The sequence below is a fragment of the Chengkuizengella sp. SCS-71B genome, from assembly GCF_040100845.1.
In the GTDB taxonomy this organism is placed as follows: Bacteria; Bacillota; Bacilli; order Paenibacillales; family KCTC-33759; genus Chengkuizengella.
Genome location: NZ_JAZHSH010000001.1, coordinates 1,470,973 through 1,490,725 on the forward strand (window position 1 = coordinate 1,470,973; position 19,753 = coordinate 1,490,725).

21 protein-coding genes and 1 pseudogene are annotated in these 19,753 nt (G+C 34.0%); 19 read left to right on the forward strand and 3 right to left on the reverse strand.

Annotated elements, in window-relative coordinates; translation table 11 throughout:
- Positions 1-149 precede the first annotated feature (149 nt).
- A pseudogene (locus VQL36_RS07205) lies at positions 150-781 on the forward strand (LysE family translocator).
- Between the two features lie 449 nt (positions 782-1,230).
- Positions 1,231-1,692: a GNAT family N-acetyltransferase gene (locus tag VQL36_RS07210; protein WP_349248653.1), complete on the forward strand. Its 462-nt coding sequence runs from the start codon at positions 1,231-1,233 to the stop codon at positions 1,690-1,692.
- Between the two features lie 375 nt (positions 1,693-2,067).
- Here VQL36_RS07210 and VQL36_RS07215 read toward each other — a convergent pair whose 3' ends face one another.
- Together VQL36_RS07215 and VQL36_RS07220 are read right to left on the reverse strand one after the other, a co-directional pair.
- Positions 2,068-2,937 carry an SDR family oxidoreductase gene (locus VQL36_RS07215; RefSeq protein ID WP_349248654.1) on the reverse strand — a complete coding sequence of 290 codons (870 nt, stop codon included), beginning with the start codon at positions 2,935-2,937 and terminating at the stop codon, positions 2,068-2,070.
- Positions 2,938-3,030: 93 nt separating this feature from the next.
- On the reverse strand, positions 3,031-3,480 hold the full coding sequence (locus VQL36_RS07220; RefSeq protein ID WP_349248655.1) for a DinB family protein: 450 nt from the start codon (positions 3,478-3,480) through the stop codon (positions 3,031-3,033).
- Between the two features lie 429 nt (positions 3,481-3,909).
- On the opposite strand from VQL36_RS07220, the gene VQL36_RS07225 reads away from it, so the two are divergent.
- The gene (locus VQL36_RS07225) at positions 3,910-5,067 is read left to right on the forward strand and encodes an IS4 family transposase (protein WP_349248656.1); all 1,158 of its coding nucleotides are present in this window, start codon (positions 3,910-3,912) and stop codon (positions 5,065-5,067) included.
- 556 nt (positions 5,068-5,623) lie between these two features.
- Here VQL36_RS07225 and VQL36_RS07230 read toward each other — a convergent pair.
- Positions 5,624-6,208, reverse strand: a complete 585-nt coding sequence (locus VQL36_RS07230; RefSeq protein ID WP_349248657.1) for an NAD(P)H-dependent oxidoreductase — start codon at positions 6,206-6,208, stop codon at positions 5,624-5,626.
- A gap of 205 nt (positions 6,209-6,413) precedes the next feature.
- Here VQL36_RS07230 and VQL36_RS07235 point away from each other — a divergent pair, with 205 nt between their 5' ends.
- The 16 genes from VQL36_RS07235 to ahrC all read left to right on the forward strand — a co-directional run bounded on the left by VQL36_RS07235 (position 6,414) and on the right by ahrC (position 19,586).
- Complete coding sequence (locus VQL36_RS07235) at positions 6,414-6,743, forward strand: helix-turn-helix domain-containing protein (protein WP_349248658.1); 330 nt, start codon at positions 6,414-6,416, stop codon at positions 6,741-6,743.
- Positions 6,744-6,848: 105 nt separating this feature from the next.
- A complete protein-coding gene (gene accB, locus VQL36_RS07240) occupies positions 6,849-7,355 on the forward strand; it encodes an acetyl-CoA carboxylase biotin carboxyl carrier protein (protein ID WP_349248659.1) in 507 nt (168 codons plus the stop codon).
- Between the two features lie 51 nt (positions 7,356-7,406).
- Positions 7,407-8,750, forward strand: coding sequence for an acetyl-CoA carboxylase biotin carboxylase subunit (gene accC / locus VQL36_RS07245; protein ID WP_349248660.1), 1,344 nt, complete (start codon positions 7,407-7,409; stop codon positions 8,748-8,750).
- A 132-nt stretch (positions 8,751-8,882) separates the two neighbouring features.
- Positions 8,883-9,299 carry an Asp23/Gls24 family envelope stress response protein gene (locus VQL36_RS07250; RefSeq protein WP_349248661.1) on the forward strand — a complete coding sequence of 139 codons (417 nt, stop codon included), beginning with the start codon at positions 8,883-8,885 and terminating at the stop codon, positions 9,297-9,299.
- 117 nt (positions 9,300-9,416) lie between these two features.
- The gene (amaP, locus tag VQL36_RS07255) at positions 9,417-9,950 is read left to right on the forward strand and encodes an alkaline shock response membrane anchor protein AmaP (protein WP_349248662.1); all 534 of its coding nucleotides are present in this window, start codon (positions 9,417-9,419) and stop codon (positions 9,948-9,950) included.
- A gap of 15 nt (positions 9,951-9,965) precedes the next feature.
- Positions 9,966-10,193 carry a DUF2273 domain-containing protein gene (locus tag VQL36_RS07260; RefSeq protein ID WP_349248663.1) on the forward strand — a complete coding sequence of 76 codons (228 nt, stop codon included), beginning with the start codon at positions 9,966-9,968 and terminating at the stop codon, positions 10,191-10,193.
- Positions 10,194-10,344: 151 nt separating this feature from the next.
- Positions 10,345-10,800: a transcription antitermination factor NusB gene (gene nusB / locus VQL36_RS07265; protein WP_349248664.1), complete on the forward strand. Its 456-nt coding sequence runs from the start codon at positions 10,345-10,347 to the stop codon at positions 10,798-10,800.
- Positions 10,801-10,842: 42 nt separating this feature from the next.
- Positions 10,843-11,691: a bifunctional methylenetetrahydrofolate dehydrogenase/methenyltetrahydrofolate cyclohydrolase FolD gene (folD, locus tag VQL36_RS07270; protein ID WP_349248665.1), complete on the forward strand. Its 849-nt coding sequence runs from the start codon at positions 10,843-10,845 to the stop codon at positions 11,689-11,691.
- A gap of 33 nt (positions 11,692-11,724) precedes the next feature.
- On the forward strand, positions 11,725-13,074 hold the full coding sequence (xseA, locus tag VQL36_RS07275) for an exodeoxyribonuclease VII large subunit (protein ID WP_349248666.1): 1,350 nt from the start codon (positions 11,725-11,727) through the stop codon (positions 13,072-13,074).
- A complete protein-coding gene (xseB, locus tag VQL36_RS07280) occupies positions 13,074-13,328 on the forward strand; it encodes an exodeoxyribonuclease VII small subunit (RefSeq protein WP_349248667.1) in 255 nt (84 codons plus the stop codon). Before xseA ends, xseB begins: the two co-directional genes overlap by 1 nt.
- Positions 13,325-14,227: a polyprenyl synthetase family protein gene (locus VQL36_RS07285; protein WP_349248668.1), complete on the forward strand. Its 903-nt coding sequence runs from the start codon at positions 13,325-13,327 to the stop codon at positions 14,225-14,227. Before xseB ends, VQL36_RS07285 begins: the two co-directional genes overlap by 4 nt.
- 884 nt (positions 14,228-15,111) lie before the next feature.
- The gene (locus tag VQL36_RS07290) at positions 15,112-15,738 is read left to right on the forward strand and encodes a hypothetical protein (RefSeq protein ID WP_349248669.1); all 627 of its coding nucleotides are present in this window, start codon (positions 15,112-15,114) and stop codon (positions 15,736-15,738) included.
- Positions 15,719-17,617 carry a 1-deoxy-D-xylulose-5-phosphate synthase gene (dxs, locus tag VQL36_RS07295; RefSeq protein WP_349248670.1) on the forward strand — a complete coding sequence of 633 codons (1,899 nt, stop codon included), beginning with the start codon at positions 15,719-15,721 and terminating at the stop codon, positions 17,615-17,617. The genes VQL36_RS07290 and dxs overlap by 20 nt, the downstream gene beginning before the upstream one ends.
- A gap of 41 nt (positions 17,618-17,658) precedes the next feature.
- The gene (locus VQL36_RS07300) at positions 17,659-18,492 is read left to right on the forward strand and encodes a TlyA family RNA methyltransferase (protein ID WP_349248671.1); all 834 of its coding nucleotides are present in this window, start codon (positions 17,659-17,661) and stop codon (positions 18,490-18,492) included.
- A gap of 146 nt (positions 18,493-18,638) precedes the next feature.
- Positions 18,639-19,085, forward strand: a complete 447-nt coding sequence (locus tag VQL36_RS07305; protein WP_349248672.1) for a hypothetical protein — start codon at positions 18,639-18,641, stop codon at positions 19,083-19,085.
- Between the two features lie 51 nt (positions 19,086-19,136).
- A complete protein-coding gene (gene ahrC / locus VQL36_RS07310) occupies positions 19,137-19,586 on the forward strand; it encodes a transcriptional regulator AhrC/ArgR (RefSeq protein ID WP_349248673.1) in 450 nt (149 codons plus the stop codon).
- The last annotated feature ends 167 nt before the right edge of the window (positions 19,587-19,753 follow it).

Below are 19,753 nucleotides of genomic sequence, written 5' to 3' on the forward strand. Positions count from 1 at the left end.
GTGGTATAACAGTAGTTGTAAACGGATTATTAGCGTTATTCTAAAATTAGCACTTTCTTTATAACTATTATTTAGATTGACTACTATAATCCCCTAATATATGATTAAACAGATATTTTGAACTATTGATATTTAAAAGGGGGAATTTTATGGTTAGCTTCACGAATTTGTTAGCTTTTGCATTGGTTTCACTTGGTATTGTATGTTCTCCAGGACCTAACATGATTTATCTTATTTCTCGTTCTATACTCAAGGACGTATTGCAGGAATCATCTCTCTTTTAGGTGTTATGCTTGGATTTTTGATTTATTTACTTGCAACATTGGTTGGACTTGCATCATTATTTAATGCAGTTCCCTTTATTTATGAGTTAGTCAAATGGGCAGGTGTCGCTTACTTACTATGGCTTGCTTGGAATTCATTTCATTCAAAAACTTCAATCCTAACTCCGCAAACTCTCACTATAGAACCTCGAAGAAAATTGTTTCTAATGGGATTTATGACTAATCTACTAAATCCTAAAATTGCAATTTTATATGTATCTTTACTTCCTCAATTTCAAGATCCAGCACAAGGTTCATTATTTCTCCAAGGTGTTACTCTTGGTCTCACCCAACTTATAGTTAGCTTTATAGTTAATCTATTCATTGTTCTAACTGCTAGTAAAATAGCTACATGGCTTTCTACACGTCCGACATGGGAAAAGATTCAACGTTGGTTCATGGGTAGTGTGTTGACTGGTTTAGCTGGACACCTAGCTTTTGAAAAGGTTGGAAAGTAAAAAGTTGTTATTCTACAATCTGATACGCTTCTCACAGACCACATCATTATCAGTTGAGAATTGAATTGGTTATCCTTACAGAAATAAAGCTATCTAAGTCTATAAAACTAGGATAGCTTTTTAATTTAACTGTCTTAATATTATTATTCATAAGAAAGATTAGAAAAATTATATGCTAATCTTTCCTAACTGTATGTTCAAAAAAATGATTAATTTCATTAATAAGTTCCTCTTGATTATAAAAGAATTAATAACTTAGGATTGCTACTTATTCGCTCTGATTCTTATAGTGAATTTTAATGGTGAAAATGAAATGATATAAAGTGTGCTATTTTCATTTAAGGGTCAATATAGTGGAATTTCTCCTTGTGAAAGCTAAGAAGATTTGAAATAATTGTAATTAAACTAAATGGTAGTTTAATTGAAAAACTTCTAAGAGGTGAAAATAGTTGATTATTAGACTTGCTGAAGCAAAAGATATTGAACAATTAATAAAAATGAGATGGGATAGTACCATTGAAGTTGATGAAAGTAAAAAAAATGAATCTTATGATGATTTTGAAAAGGAATGTCAAATCTTTTTAGAGAATGCACTTAATAGTAGTCAATGGTATATATGGGTTGCAGTGGAAAAGGATACAATCTTATCACACATTTACATAGAATTAATACAAAAAGTACCACGCCCTGGTAGAACAACCAATCCTTTTGCATATATGACGAACGTTTATACTGTTCCCGAATATAGAAATATAGGTGTCGGAAGTAAAGTATTAGATTCAATAAACAAATGGATTAAAAAAAACAACTATGAATTTGTTATTGTATGGCCTAGTGATGAAGCTATCAACTATTACAAGAAAAATGGTTATGTTCATTGTTCGGAACCTATGGAGTATTTCCCTTCTTGATATTATAGAAACCATACTTCAGAAAGATGAAGTGTGTGATATTAAATGGGTGACAAAAAAAGAATTTCAAGAAATATATAATTCTAATAACTTAGTACCAACTCTTCACTATTATAAAATATTTTTTCAATAGATTAGACCCAAGATTACTAACCAAAAAATAAAAAGGAGAGCAGTAATGAAACTTCACTATTATAATGATCCAAATGAGTACTTTAACATAGTTGCACCCTATCTTGAGAAAGACTGTATGAGAAGACTCTATTATATTTAAAACGCTACAAAATATTCAAATTGAGCTTGTTCCAGATGCTGGACATCTATTGAGCTTAGAAAAAACCGAATATGTAAATGAAGAGATGATTAAGTTTTTTGTTAACCATTGAGGATAACTCCACCATTATTATGCAGTACTTGTCCAGAAACATAAGCAGAATCGTTGCAAGCGAGGAAAACAAAACTTGGAGCAAGCTCTTTAGGTTGTCCTGGTCGCTTCATTGGGGTATCTCCACCAAATGTACTGACTTGATCCGCTGTGAATGTTGAAGGGATAAGAGGAGTCCAGATAGGACCAGGAGCTACTGCATTAACGCGAATCCCTTTATCTGCTAATTGTAAAGATAAGGATCGTGTAAACGAAACGACAGCTCCTTTAGTGGAGGAGTAATCTAAAAGTTCTTTATGTCCTTGATATGCTACAATGGAAGCTGTATTAATGATACTGCTACCTTGTTTCATATGAGGAAGAGCAGCTTTAGTTAAATAAAAAATAGAAAATATATTTGTCTGGAATGTTCTTTCCCATTGTTCGGTAGTAATTTGATCTATTGATTTTTGCGGATGCTGCTCTGCTGCATTATTTACTAAAATATTCAACTCGCCAAAAGAGTCAATGCATTTCTGTACAACTTCTTTGCAAAAAATTTCATCCGTGATATCCCCAGCTAATAGTAAACATTGCTGATTTTCATTTTCAATGTGTTTCTTTGTTTCCTCTGCGTCTTCGTGTTCATTTAAATAAATGATGACGATGTTTGCTCCTTCTTTCGCAAAAGCTATTGCTGCGGCTCTACCAATCCCACTATCTCCTCCTGTTATAATAGCAACCTTCCCTTGCAATTTTGCTGCTGGTTTATATTGATCATCTATAAATTGGGGTAAGGGATTCATTTCTGATTCAATGCCTGGTTGATGGTTTTGATGCTGAGAAGGTAATGTTTTTGTCTTGTTTTCATTATTGCTCATAATAGAAACTCCTTTCAGTGTACACGTATAATCAGCTGTATTTTACCCGGAATTTCTAATTTATAACAATGTATTTTTGTTGAATTAACTTTTTTAAAAATGATTGATTTGTTGCATATGATGTGCATCATGTTTCAAAGTTCCTTTAAAATAACTAATCAAATTTAGCTCTTTATCATTGATCTTAAAAGTTGAACTTAACTCTTCTTCGCTTTTCTCTTCAAGTATAGAGACTATACTTTCTCGACAGTCTATCAAACTGTCTATAATTTCATTAAAAGAAACTTCAGAACGTGTATACTCAGAAGCTTTGTTATTCATTTCATTTACGTTTACATCACTTTTCAAACTAGCATTTGGAACCATGATTGGTATTCGCTCCTGTAATATATAACGATCCCAGAACATCAAATGGCTTATGATCTCTGCTATTGACCACTTATTCTCAGCAATGGGTTGATAGATTGTTTCTTGTTCAAGTTTCTTTAAGCTTCGTGCCCAAACATTTAATTGCAATAACTCATTTAATAGATCTTTTTTCATTTCATCCTCCATAATGTGGAAATTTAGATTCTCTTTATATTATACTAAAAGGTACTTAAACAAAAGAGTAGGGAGAGATGTCAATGACTAAAGTACTAGTTATGGGAGGCACTGAGTTTGTAGTGAAATCCTTTAGTAAAGGGTTTGATTTCAAAAGGATACATAATTGATTTGATAACTAGTAGTAGTAGAAAGGTAGATTACAAGTAATAGATAGAGGTAAATTGTGCACTAGCGTTGCATCAAAGATAACATAGAAAATAAAATGAGTATAATTTACTAAAAATGGAATTTATGATGTGATTTTCATGGAATTATCATAAAAAAACTCCTATTGTAAAGATAAGGACGCGTTACCCATAATCTAAACAAAAGGAGCCAACCATGGGTAACATACACAATTTCCATACCATTTGTCAATGTTTTTCTTTGATTTCGAAGGAAAATTTCCTTTTTCCTATTGCAGACTATCGTACGCATAAGTTAACTACGATAAAAAGTATCAAGTTATTTCTAGCCTCTCAAATTGCGAATTGGGAAAATTATAAACAAATTTCAAGAGAATTACGTACCAGTGAAGCTCTTCAGCAAAGTCTAGATCTACCAAGTATTAGTCCGTCTCAACTCTCACGTCGAATAAGAGAACTACCTACAGAAATGTTAGAAGCGTTATTCTTTGAAATGATCGGTAAAGTAAAGTCTAAAACTTCTATCGCTTGTAGCAGAGTCGGCCCACTTCGGATTCTTGATTCTACTAGCTTGAAGCTTCCTGCTACTTTAGCTAATTGGGCGAAGATTAATCATAAATCGACCCAAGTCAAGATTCATATGCGTGTGCTTTCTCTTCCAAATGGAAGAGTCATTCCAGAAAAAGCGATCCCTTCAACAGGAAATGTGAATGATTGTGAAACCATGGATATCCTAGTGGAAGATCACGACACCATATACGTTATGGATCGTGGTTATGTAAAATACGCACAGTTCGATCAGTGGATCGAAGACAATGTTCGCTTCGTGATGCGTATTAATGAAAAGCATGGGGTTTTAAGGGTTGAGGAAGAACTGCCTGTTCCACCGGACACCCACATTATTCGGGACGCGATCATCCAATTAGGAAGTGCGTATACACAAACGGAAAAAAGCATAAGACTTGTAGAGTTTATGGATGAAAAAGAACGTAAATATAGAATAGCTACCTCTTGTTTTGACTTAAGTGCAACAGAGATTGCAGATATTTATCGTCAACGATGGCTTATTGAATTATTCTTTAAATGGTTGAAGCAACACCTACGTCTTGTAAAACTATACAGCTATGAACCTCAAGGAATTTGGAATCAAATTTTTATTGTACTCATCGCCTATGCAATTGCCATGTATATTGAGCTAGGAAGCAGAACTAAACTAAGTACCTGGGATGTACTACAATGTCTACGAACTTGTTGGGATAAAAAGTGGTCCGTTATGTTGAGTGAACTTCATCTGAAACCTACTCGAAACTCAAAGGGGAGACAGAAAGTGCCTCGATCGGTGAAACCACCTCCGAGATTAAATACATCGGTAGGTATCATCAAGCCAAAGAAAAGATAAATTAGGGAAAGAAATAACATCCAAAAAATGGATTAACGCGTCATTTTCTGACCTCTTCACTTTTTTTCCTAATTTCTCAAAAAGAAAATTGTAAAATTTTTCTAAATTACTTATTTTACAAACTATGTTGCTTTTTTTGCAACGCTAATGTAAATTGTGGCCTTATATGAAGAAAAGATAGCTCCTTTTAGTGAATAGAGGGAATTCATGGTCTTATTTCGTTAAACTCACTCGAAAATACAATGAAATAGCCATTTTTGACCAAAATAAGACCACCAATTACCGTTAATTTCAAAAATGTACTGAAAAGAAAAGAATAAGACCATTAAATACCTCTAATTAAATATTAAGTACCTTAGCCCCCCTCAGTATTCATAGTTCACCTTATTACATATATTTTTCTTTTCTTCATCCCTATTGAAAGTCAGACTAGTAGAGTACACTGATAAATCATAGTTGGTTCATGGATGCGATAGTGCAGGAATTACAAATTTTCCTACATTCCATATCTTCTTTTTATTGAAGGGGGTTTTATGAAATGGTTGGTAAGGGTAAATTAGAATTTTTCGTTGATCAATTTTTCAACTTCAGCAAGCATTCCTTTTCTAGTTGCATCATCCACGGTTGGAACTGCACCGAAAAATTGGTGATGAATCGACTCTATACCAACAAAGTCTAAAATACCTGAATCAGATGTTTGTTTTAAGGAGCTAGACATGCCAACTTGATCATAAAATTCTGTAGGAGCACCAGTTGTGTTGATAATAAGTCCTTTTTTACCTTCTAAGTGTTTTACATATCCACCTTGCTCATCTACTGAATAAGCAAATCCATAAGCAAAAACCCGATCGATGTACCCTTTTAAAATTGCCGGCAAACCAGTCCACCAAATTGGATAAATGAAAGTAATCACATCTGCATTTTTTATATGTTCTTGTTCAGCTTGAATATCACTCGGCATATTTCCTGATTGGAATGTTTCAAAGTCACTTCCACTTAAAACAGGTTCGAATCCTAAAGCATAAAGATCTCTGACTACTACTTCATGTCCTTTATCTTTCAATGAATTTACTACTGTCTCCTTTATAGCATGGTTAAAACTTTGTGGATTTGGATGTGCATAAACAATTAAATGTTTCATGATTAAATCTTCGCTCCTTTAATTTTAAATTTAATGTATCCAGTAAAGTAACATATAATTAAAAATGTTAATATACTTAATTACTTATAGCAAGTATGTACTTTTATGTTATATACTATCCTTAAAGTAAGTAAAAGAGGTTCACAATTGGTAAAACTGAATACTCCAGTTCGTTAATATTAATGAGGTTATACGAGGTGAAACAATGGGGAATTTTAAAATCAATGATAAAATTTTTAGTTGTCCCGTGGACTTAACTCTAAATACAATTATGGGAAAATGGAAGGCGGTTATACTAAGTCATCTAATAGATGGGAAGAAAAGATATGGAGAGCTTCAAAAGTTACTTCCCGATGTCACAGACAGAGTATTAACAAAACAATTAAGGGAATTAGAAAGGGATGGAATTATAACACGTAAAGTGTATCCAGTTGTGCCTCCAAAGGTAGAATACAGTTTAACTGAAAGAGGAAAAACAATTAATCCCATATTGGATGCCATGTCAGAGTGGGGATCGAAATTCAAAGTGGATTAAATTAGATCAGAAAATGAATTCATTGATGTTCTAATTATTGGTTTGTGCTATAATACTATCATTGTTATACTTGTACATCCTTTTTAAGAATTAAGGAGTGAAAAAATGTTCAAATTAAGTGAAATTAAAGAATTAGTTAGACTAGTAGATAAATCTACACTGCAAGAACTTGAAATTGAAAATGAAGGTGCGCGATTATCAATTCGTAAACCGGCAACAAACACAGAAATAATCCCACAAATCGTACAGCAAACTCCTGTAGTATCTCAGCCAGTTATACAGGAAGTCCCTCAAACTCTACAAAAATCAAAAGTTGAAGAACAGTCTGTTGAAGTAAATAAATCAAATCTAACCGAGTCACAAGACGATAATTTACATAAAATCACATCGCCAATGGTAGGTACATTTTACATTGCTCCTTCCCCAGGTGCAGATCCTTTTGTGAAAAAAGGTGATAAAGTCGCTAACGATACCGTAGTATGTATAGTTGAGGCAATGAAGCTTATGAACGAGATCGAAGCTGAAATAAAAGGTGAAATCGTAGAAGTTTTAGTAGAAGATGGTCACTTGGTTGAATTTGGTCAGCCGTTATTTTTAGTAAAACCAGAATAATGACATTGACATTATTTATTTCTATGAAGACATCGCTTGGGAGGATATAGTATGAGGTTTCAAAAAATTTTAATCGCTAACCGTGGTGAAATAGCCGTTCGGATTATTCGAGCATGCCATGAAATGGGGATTCAAACAGTAGCTGTTTATTCTGAAGCAGACAAGGATTCTCTCCATGTTCGATTAGCGGATGAAGCATATTGTATAGGTCCAACCTTATCTAAGGACAGTTATTTAAATTTAACCAATATTATGAGTATTGCAACTTTAACCGGATCGGATGCTATACATCCCGGTTATGGATTCTTAGCAGAAAATGCTGATTTCGCTGAAATATGTGAGTCTTGTAACATTGCATTTATCGGCCCGTCACCTGAAGCAATAACAAAGATGGGGGATAAAGCAGTAGCTAAAGATACGATGAAAAGCGCAAATGTTCCAGTTATTCCTGGTACGGATGGGCTCATTGAAGATATTGATGAAGCTGTAATGATCAGTAAAGATATTGGATATCCTGTTCTTATTAAAGCAACTGCAGGTGGTGGAGGTAAGGGTATCCGAATTGCGGAAAATGAAGAGATGCTAATTCACCAAATCACAGCAGCTCAACAAGAAGCTGAGAAAGCCTTTGGGAATGCAGGTGTATATTTAGAGAAATTTTTAACAGGAATGAAACATGTGGAGATTCAAGTCATTGCGGATAAACATGGGAATGCAGTTCATCTTGGCGAAAGAGATTGCTCTATACAACGGAGGAGACAAAAATTATTAGAAGAAGCACCTTGTCCCGTTTTGACACCTCAGATCCGTAAAGAAATGGGGGAAGCTGCTGTACGTGCTGCAAAAGCAGTTCAGTATTCAGGAGCGGGCACACTTGAGTTTTTACTTGGACCAGACGGGAAATTCTATTTCATGGAAATGAATACAAGAATCCAAGTCGAGCACCCAGTTACCGAGATGGTTACAAACATTGATTTGATCAAGGAAATGATTTCTATAGCAGAGGGGAAACATTTATCATTTGCCCAAGAAGATGTAGAAATTGAAGGATGGTCTATTGAATGTCGAATTAATGCTGAAAACCCTGATAAAAACTTTATGCCTTCTGCAGGTCAAATTAAGTTCTATTTACCTCCTGGTGGATTGGGAGTGAGAGTAGATAGTGCCGCATATCCAGGGTATACCATATCACCACACTATGATTCAATGATTGCAAAGTTGATTGTGTGGGGAAAAACCAGGGAAGAAGCAATTAATAGGATGAAAAGAGCATTATCGGAATTTACGATAGATGGTATTCATACTACAATTCCCTTCCATTTAAAATTACTTTCCAATGAAAAGTTTATTCAAGGGGATTTTGATATTAAGTTTTTAGAGGAAAACGAAGTATAATTTATTACTTCAACTCCTGTTTGTCATATAATTTGTAAGGTGTTATATTATAGTAGTAAGTGTAAAGTATTAGGAGAAAAAATTAAATTAATTTGAAAAATTTACGCGTTAATCTAAGAGGAGGTAATGTTGATGAATACAGTCGCTCTTGATTATGAGAAGACTGAAATGGGTCATATTCAAATTGCACCTGAGGTCGTTGAAGTCATTGCCGGTTTGGCAACGGTTGAGATTGAAGGTGTAGCGGGAATGAGCGGAGGTTTTGCAGGTGGGATAGCAGAGCTTCTTGGAAGAAAAAATCTATCTAAGGGTGTAAAGGTAGAGGTAGGTGAAAAAGAAGCAGCGGTTGATGTATCTATTATTGTTGAATATGGATTTAGAATACCGGATGTTTCTCAAGAAATTCAGCAAAACGTAAAAAATGCAATTGAATCAATGACTGGACTTCAAGTTGTAGAAGTAAATGTACATATTCATGATGTGCATATTACTCAGGAAGAAAAAGTTAAAAATGAAATTGAAGAAATTAAACCACAACGCGTAAAATAATTTCGATGATCATAAATGACAATAAGACCCCCTCACATTAGCAGGGGGTTTCATTTTAAAATAAACTACATATGTAGAAGAAATTTCAGTTGCATTGAGAAAGGAGTTTGATCTATCTTGAAAATCTTTGATCGATTGTTATTATTTCTATACAGTATTTTTGTTACTGTAGTTTCTTTATTTGTTGTTATTCAGATGCTTCAAACAGGTGATATTAATCTACCTTATCTAAATGATGTGCAAGAAATAATATTCTATGTCATTGTTGCTGTTGTTGTGCTCATTAGCATTCGTTTTATATATATTACTTTACGTTCCAATTCTGCTACAAAACCCAGCATAGATCAACGAAACGATTATGGTGATATAAAAATTTCAATGGAGACGATAGAGCAGGTTGCATTAAAAGCTGCTGCTAGAGTAAAAGGAACTAAAGATACAAAAGCAAAAATCACGGCAAGCCAATCAGGAATTGAAGTGAAAATAAAAACTTATGTTGATGGTGAAACTGCTATTCCAAAGCTAACTGAAGAAATCCAACAAAATGTGAATGATTACATTGAAGATGTAACAGGAATCCCTGTTTCTAATGTTTCTGTTTTAGTAGTTAATATCTTTCAATCTAATACTTTCAAAAGTAGAGTAGAGTAAAGGGGGGAGCTCCCGATGTGGAAAGATTTATGGGAACGGCACCCAGGAAAATTGATAGGGGTAATGATTGGAATTTTTTTTGGTATTATATATTTAATTGTAGGTTTTTGGGATACATTTATGTTTGCACTTATTGTTCTTATTGGTTTTTATATCGGTAGAAAAGTGGATTCAAAAGAAAGTATGGAAATTTATACAAAAGTAAAGTTACGATTGTTAAGATTTTTAGATCGTTATCGATAAATGCAGCCCTTAGATTTAAATCCCTATAAGAAATTATGGGGCTTTTTGTTTGTTGTTTGTACAAAAAACGTATACTATAGTATAGAGATCAGAAATACATACATCAGAAATACATACATCAATAGATTGAGCTATCAAATGGAGGAATAAAATGAAACGAAGACAGGCACGGGAAATCATTATACAATGTTTGTACCAAATGGAACTTAATGAAGTGACGTCAACTTCAGCAATAGATTCCGTTATCACAGGACAGGACGATGCGGAAAATGATAATATCAATAAAATAAAACCTGAAGACTTACAATTCATTCAAGAGTTAATAGATGGTACATTTCATAACAAAACAAACATTGATTTCCTCATTAATGACTATTTAAAAGGGTGGAAAATAGAACGGCTTTCAAGAGTAGACATCCAAATACTTCGATTAGCTATTTATGAGATGTTTTATTTAAAAGATACGCCACCTAAAGTGATTGTAAATGAAGCGATTGAGCTATCAAAATATTTTGGAACTGAAGAATCGGGTAAATTTATAAATGGTGTATTAGGTAAAATGATCAAAGAATTTAACGTTATAAAAGCAAAAATACACTCATTTTAAAAGAAAACTAAACTATAAAAAGATATAAGAGGGAGAAGAACGATGACTGCAAAATTGATTAATGGGACAGATTTATCGAAAATCATTCGTGAAGAACTGAAAAGTGAAGTTGAACTGCTGAAATCAAAAAATATACAGCCTGGTTTGGCAGTTGTTTTAGTTGGGGACGACCCTGCTTCTGAAGTTTATGTGGGTCGAAAAGCTAAAGCTTGTGATCAACTAGGAATTTATTCTGAAGTACATAAACTGCCTGAAACAACTACTGAGAAAGAATTAGTACTACTTATTCGCAAGTTAAATGTACATACAGATATTCATGGTATATTAGTTCAGCTGCCACTACCAAAACATATCTCAGAAAAAGCAGTCATTGATGCCATTGCTGTGGAAAAAGATGTTGATGGTTTTCATCCAATCAACGTAGGGAATTTATTAATTGGTGATGACAGTTTATTACCTTGTACTCCTGCAGGAGTAATAGAAATGATAAAAAGAGAAGGAATTGAAATTGCCGGTAAGCATGCTGTTGTGATAGGCAGGAGTAATATTGTAGGAAAACCTGTTTCTATGTTACTTCTTAGGGAAAATGCAACAGTGAGTATATGTCATTCAAAAACAAAGGATATAGCATCAATAGCCAAACAAGCAGATATTTTGGTTGTAGCAACGGGAATACCCAAAATGATTGGGTCAGATTGTATTAAAGAAGGTGCTGTCGTAATTGATGTTGGTATCAATCGAATGGACAATGGAAAACTTTGTGGAGATGTTGATTTTGATAAAGTGAAGGAAGTAGCAGGGTTTATTACACCTGTTCCAGGTGGTGTAGGACCAATGACGATTACCATGTTAATTAAAAATACACTGGAAGCAGCATCTAAATCAACATAAAGAAAAGTACTAATATAAGAAGATGGTGTCACTATGAAAGATAATCAGTTGATATATTCAGTAAATGAATTAACCAAATTTATTAAAAATAAATTGGAGTTTGAACCCTCATTACAAAACATTTGGATACGTGGTGAGATTTCAAATTTTATACATCATTCAAGTGGTCATATGTACTTCACTTTAAAGGATAAGTACAGTAGAGTAAAGTGCGTTATGTTTGCTTCTCATAATCAGAGAATTCCTTTTATTCCACGTAACGGAACGAAAGTGTTAGCAAGGGGTAATATATCTTTGTATGAGAGAGACGGACAATATCAATTGTATGTTAATCAAATGCAACCTGATGGAATAGGAAGCCTATATCTAGCTTTTGAGCAACTAAAACAAAAGCTAGAAAAAGAAGGTTTATTTTTAAGTGATATGAAAAAAACACTTCCTCGTTACGCAAAAACAGTAGGTGTAGTAACATCATCTACTGGCGCAGCAGTAAGAGATATCGTGACTACAATTCAACGTAGAAATCGTATGGTATCTATCCTTTTATATCCTGTTTCCGTCCAAGGTAAAAATGCGGTTCCTTCTATTAAAAAAGGGATCGAAGTATTAAATAAACACGAAGAAGTGGAAGTCATTATTGTAGGTCGAGGCGGTGGCTCCCTCGAAGAGCTATGGGCATTTAATGAAGAAGTTGTTGCAAGAAGTATTTTTGAATCAAAAATACCTATCATTTCAGCTGTAGGTCATGAAACAGATTATACGATAGCTGATTTTGTTGCAGATGTTCGTGCTGCTACGCCAACAGCTGCTGCAGAGTTAGCAGTTTCTCATCAATTAGAAATTAAAAATCATTTAGAGCATTTAAAACAAAGGTTAAACAAAGCGGTGTTTTACCACCTACAAAAAAAGGCAGAGAAGTTAGAACAATTGAAACGTTCTTCCTATTTACGATCCCCCCAAAAGCAACTAGTACAACCGACCGAACATTTAGATCGTTTGAAGGATCAACTGATTTTTAATATGTTGAATCGTATGCGATACACTAGGGAGAAGTTATATAAAGTTGAAGCAGGGCTTTCCACATTGAATTTAAAAAATAAGCTTGATTATTCTAATCAAAGATTGAAAAATATTCAACATCGATTGAATCATATTATTATGGTTTATATAAAAAATCAAAAGCTAAAACTTTCATCTAATGTACGCCAATTAGATGCATTAAGTCCATTAAAGGTTATGGATAGGGGGTATAGCTTAGTATACAACGAAGATGAAAAAATTGTTAAATCTGTTGAACAAATTCAAATAGATCAAAAGATTCAAGTGAAATTAAAAGATGGAAAATTAGATTGTCAGGTTAAAAAGGTAGAGGAGGAGACATAATGGAAGATAAGAGTAAGAAACTAAATTTTGAGGAGGCAATGGAAAACCTTGAAAACGTTGTAAGCGCATTAGAGAGGGAAGATGTGCCGTTAGAAAAAGCGATTGAATTATTTCAAGAGGGAGTAAAGCTTTCCAGTTATTGTAGTCAAAAATTAGAACAGGTTGAGCAAAAAATTGAAATGTTAATTAGTGAGGACGGACAAAAAAAAGACTTTCATCCTTTGAATGATGATAATCAAGGTGATATGGATTGAAATTAAATACAATTACAGAATTCATTAATTATTATGGACAAGAAGTTGAAAAAGAATTAAAGCATATTTTCCCAAAAGATTGGTATATTCCAAAACGTTTAGAAGAGGCGATGAGTTATTCCTTGTTTGCTGGGGGAAAAAGATTGCGCCCTATTTTAACAATTGCTGCTTTAGAAGCATTAAATGGGTCCATACGTTCAATTTTACCAGCTGCTGCAGCTATTGAGATGATTCATACTTATTCACTTATCCATGATGATTTGCCTGCAATGGATGATGATGATTATAGACGTGGGAAATTAACTAATCATAAAGTTTATGGTGAGGCTATGGCAGTATTAGCGGGAGACGCATTGTTAACTCATGCTTTTTACGTTATATCCAACTCACTACGGATGAAAGAAGTGCCAGCTGAAAAAATTCTAAATCTTGTTGAAGAATTATCAGCATATGCCGGACCAAGAGGTATGGTAGGTGGTCAAGTAGATGATATTGATGGAGAACAGGGAATTACAAATATCCATCAATTGGAGAAAATACATATTCATAAAACAGGCGATTTAATAGTGTATTCATTACGTGCAGGAGGTCATATTGCTGGAGCCAATGATGAACAGCTTAAAGCTTTAGCAAGTTTTGGATATAAAATCGGACTAGCATTTCAGATTCAAGATGATATTTTAGATATTATAGGGGACGAGCAAAAACTAGGCAAGCCTGTTTTAAGTGATGAGAACGCTAATAAGGTAACTTATCCTTATCTTATCGGATTAGAAGCATGTGTTGAAAAAGTTAAAGAATTAACTGAAGAAGCTAAACATGATATTGCAGAAGCAAATTTTCCAAATCCGAATCGTTTACTTGAAATAGCAGATTTTCTAATGCAGAGGGAACACTAATAATATGAGTGTTTTCCTATTTATGAACGGTATGAAAATGTAATTAATCATTGAAATGGTAAATTTGGAATGACATTTCATTGAGCTTTACTTTTTTCATATGCTATAATATATATTGTTAATAACTGAGTGGTGCAGTATTCTAGTCAGCCAAGCTTTTCTGAAGGCGGGCCTAAAAATTCGCCAAAGGGCACATCAATGAAGTTTCTGGTGTTGGCTTCAGAAGCCCAGTCTGGGGTTGATGCTGGAAGTTAAGGTTGTTGGGCGATCCACAATGGCATGTGGGCGTTGACCCGGCTTCCGCGGAGGCCCAAGTTCGTGGTTAGGCGACACCGTGCGAATAGCTACGGCTTGGGGTATGAACCTGTACTTGCGAGTCTAACTTGTTCTTATAGTCTTATATTGATTATAAAATATAGAGTGACTTGTATGCAGCGTAGCCTGCCTTGAGTGAACTAGTGGAATTATAGATGGTAGGCAGTTATTTTTTCAGGCCAAAAAAATAACTGCTGGATGCTATATGAAATCTACTTTGCAAAAGAGGCTAAGAAATGAATTATGGTTGTTGAGGAAAACTCCTAGACTGTTCAGTTTACAAGAGACTTCTTGAGGATTATAGTGTGGACTAAGTGGTAATCTAGTCAGGTGTTCGGTGACGACATCAATGTAAGCATAAAGGGAAACCGCCTTTTACGGCAACGAAAAGGTGTCTTGCATGGGAAAACCAACTGGACCTAAGCCGCAGCGTTTACTCATGAAGTTACCACTCTTTTTATGAATTGATAAATTATTATAAGAAAATAAAAATTAAAGAAGAATTCGATTACATCTTCGAAAGGTCACCAAATAGGTGATTTTCTTTCTTTAGGGAGTTATAATTATTAATGAAAAAATTTTCATATAGAAGTTCAATAAGATGGAGTATAGGAATTTCCATTATAACATTTATATTTGCTTGTATTTTTTCGATTGTAGCCACTACGGTATTAGAAGGAGTTACATGGGGATTAGGAATGTTAACTGTTTTTGTTATTATTCTGATTGGTATATTTTTTGATATGATTGGATTAGCCTCAGCTGCTGCAATAGAAACACCATTTCATGCCATGGCATCGGAAAAAGTAAAAGGGGCCAAACAGGGAATTCGAATTGTAAGAAATGCAGATCGATTTTCAAGTTTTTGTAACGATGTGATAGGTGATATGTCAGGAGTTATCAGTGGAGTAGCAAGTGGTTTAGTTATTTTAAAACTTATTGGCAGCGCAGATACGAATCCACTTTTACATACGATTGTAACCGTAGTTTTCGCTGGTGTCGTTTCGGCTTTAACAGTCGGAGGAAAAGCAATGGGAAAATCAATTGCGATTCATTTTTCAACGCAACTTATTCTTTATGTAGGAAAAATTTTTTATTTCCTAGAGCATCAGTTTGGCATTATTATTTTTAATGGGAAAAAGAATAAGTCGAATCACGGAAAGAGAGGAAAAAAACGTGCAACTCGATCAAATTAATCATCCCAATGATATAAAAAATTTCTCTATAGAAGAGTTAGAAGAATTAGCACAGCAAATCAGAGAGTTTTTAATTCAAAAACTTTCTGTTACAGGAGGGCATCTTGCACCAAACTTAGGTGTAGTGGAATTAACGTTAGTATTACACTATTTGTTTGAAAGTCCTAAGGATAAACTTATCTTTGATGTAGGCCATCAATCCTATGTGCATAAAATATTAACTGGCAGGAAAGATGAGTTTGATACACTTAGGCAATATAAAGGTCTATGTGGATATATTAAACGTTCTGAAAGTGAACATGATGTTTGGGAGGCAGGACATAGCAGTACTTCATTATCTGCAGCGATGGGCATGACCTTAGCGCGTGATTTAAAGGGAGAAAAGAACAATGTCATTGCTTTGATTGGTGATGGTGCAATGACAGGAGGAATGGCTCTCGAAGCTTTAAATCACATTGGACATGAAAAGAAAAAGATGATTGTTGTTTTAAATGATAACGAGATGTCGATAGCACCTAATGTTGGAGCGATTCATAACTATTTAAGCAAAATTAGAGCAGATAAGCATTATTTAAAAGCGAAAGAAGAAGCCCAGCAATTACTTAAAAAAATTCCAAAAGTAGGCGGTACATTAGCTAAGTCTGTAGAGCGTCTAAAGGACAGCATGAAATATTTAATTGTTTCAGGTGTTTTATTTGAGGAATTGGGCTTTAATTATATCGGACCTATTGATGGACATAATATAGAACTGCTGTTACAAGCTTTTAAACAAGCAGATAAAATTGATGGTCCAGTCCTTGTACATGTTGTGACTGTAAAGGGAAAGGGTTACTCACCTGCTGAAATTGATTCCCATAAATGGCATGGTGTAGGGCCGTATAAATTAGAATCTGATCAGGATGAAAAACAAAAAAAAGCAAAAACAATTCCTAGCTATTCAAATGTATTCTCAAATGCTCTAATCGATTTAGCTAAACAAAATGAAAGAATTGTTGGTGTAACTGCCGCAATGCCTAGCGGAACTGCTCTTAATAAATTTGCGCATCATTTTCCTGATCGTATGATTGATGTGGGTATTGCAGAACAACATGCAACTACTATGTGTGCTGGGTTAGCTGATTTAGGGATGAAACCTGTATTTGCAGTATACTCCACGTTCTTACAAAGAGCGTATGATCAGCTTGTTCATGATGTATGCAGACAAAATTTAAACGTCGTTTTTGCAATTGACCGTGCTGGTTTAGTTGGTGATGACGGGGAAACTCATCAGGGAGCTTATGATCTAGCTTATCTAAATCATATTCCTAATATTGTAATTATGGTGCCGAAGGATGAGAATGAACTCCAGCATATGGTAAAAACTGCAGTAGATTATAATGAAGGGCCTATTGCTTTTCGTTATCCACGTGGAGCAGGAATTGGCGTTGAAATGGATAGAGAGAAAAAAGCGTTACCTATTGGTTCTTGGGAAGTAGTTAGAGATGGAAATCAAGTTTCTGTTTTAGCTGTAGGACCTATGGTAAAACTGGCAGAAGAAGCAGCTGATGAATTAGCAAAAGAAAATATCCAATTAGAGGTCATCAATGCCAGATTTGTGAAACCTTTAGATCATTCTATGCTACAATGCTTGGCTAATGAGAGAAAAGCATTGATCACACTAGAGGAAGGTTCAATTAAGGGTGGACTTGGAAGTGCTATTTTAGAATTTTATGCTGAAGAAGAGATTTACCATATGAGGATTAAACAAATGGGTTATCCAGATTATTTTGTTGAACACGGCAGTGTTAAATTTCAGCGTAAAGAAATTGGATTAACAGTTGATAAAATTATTGAAAATGTAAAGCATCTTTGTAATCAAAAAAGTGAAGTAAACACATAGGTTTAACTACTTATAATCTCTTTAAAGGATCTTGGTGTAAAATGCAAGCAGATAAAGAACGAATTGATATATTATTAACTGAATTAGGGCATTTCGATAGCAGAGAGAAGGCTAAGGCTGCTATAATGGCGGGTCTTGTTTTCGTTAATGAAGAACGGATTGAAAAAGCGGGTACTAAAATACCAAGAAATACTACCCAAATTCGAATAAAAGGAAATTTGCACCCTTACGTTAGCAGAGGGGGGTTGAAGCTTGAAAAAGCAATTTATGCTTTCGATCTCCAATTGAATGGAAGTGTTGTTTTAGATATTGGAGCATCGACAGGTGGTTTTACTGATTGTGCATTGCAAAATGGGGCATCTTATGTATATGCAATTGATGTAGGATATAATCAACTCGATTGGTCACTACGTAAATCTCCTCAGGTAAAAGTAATGGAACGTACTAATTTTCGTTATGTCAAAAAAGAGGACTTACAAGGTCCAATACCTACTTTTGCTTCGATTGATGTTAGTTTTATTTCTTTAAGGTTGATTTTACCAACATTAAAGGAAATATTAGATGAAAAGGGAACAATTGTAGCGCTAGTCAAACCCCAGTTTGAAGCAGGACGTGATAAGGTTGGGAAATCTGGAGTTATTAAAGATCCTCAAATTCATAGAGAAGTATTACACACTGTTTTAAAAATGGCTCAAGAATTAGATCTATATTTACAAGGTTTAACCTATTCTCCCATTAAAGGTGGAGAAGGAAACATAGAATTTTTAGCATGTTGGAATACTTCAAATGAATCAAATAGGAGTACTGTTCAATCTCATCACTTTTCAAAATTAATTGATGAAGTTCTTAATCAAGCTAAAGAATTATCCAGTTAAAGATCACTATAGGTGGTTTTTGACTTACAAATTGTGTAAATGCTTACATTCAAGGTGATGCCATCTAGTTCATCTCAGGATGAAATATGTTTATTTTGGCAGGAAATTGATGTCTTATCTCGAATATTAATGTTCGAGGTGATATGATGCCGCATGAAAAGGATTTATTGGTATTATTACTCATTGTTATTAGTGTTTTAGTTTGGTTCTTCTTTCTGGTTAGGAAATGGTTCAAAACAGCAATGAGATCCAATATTCCACTTCATGAGGCTAGTGAACCAAAAGGAAAGGCGATATCAATTCTAGAAAGGTATGGCTACGATGTTATTGCTGGTAAATTAGTTGTACCTATTCAAATTAATATGGATGGGGCAGATTTTTCAAGCCGATTTTATATTGATTATATCGCTACAAAAGATAATAAAGATTATATTGTGTTACTTGCTAAGCATCGTCAAGAAATAAATTGGAAAGCAGGGAGCTCGATTAGAGATCATTTTTTTAATTATGCGATTTTGTATGATAAAATTGAAGGTATTATCTACGTAGACTTATCAAACAATACCATTAAAAAAATTATTTTTCAGTGGTAACAAAATAAGAAAAAAATTAACATATATTTACTTAATTTTTAGGAGGAAGTTATGAAAGGACAAAGGTTGATAAAGATTAGAGAGTTAATAACAAACCATGATATTGAAACACAGGAGGAATTAGTATCCTCATTAAAAGAAGCAGGGTTCAACGTAACTCAAGCGACTGTATCAAGAGATATTAAGGAGCTTCATCTAATTAAAGTCCCTTTAAACGATGGTAGGTATAAATATGCAATTCCTGTAGAGAAAAAATTTAATCCGATTCATAAATTAAAAAGATCATTAGTTGATAATTTTCTTCATATTGATGCTGCAGATAATTTACTAGTGATGAAATGTCTGCCTGGAACTGCGAATGCTATAGGCTCTTTATTAGACAATTTAGAATGGAACGAAATACTTGGCTGTATTTGTGGTGATGATACGATCCTAATTATTTGTAGAACAAAAGAGCAAAGTATAGAGGTAAAGAAAAAGCTTATAGCTATGTTATCCTAAATTTTGAAAACTTAATATTTACAACTTACTAATTTCTCATCCGTTCTTTTAAAGGGAACATATGTATGGTACAATGTATTCAAACAAACGTTCGTATCGTAAAACAGGACAAGATGGGAGGTTAAACTTGTCAAAACTGATTTTAATATTAAACTGAAAATGTATTA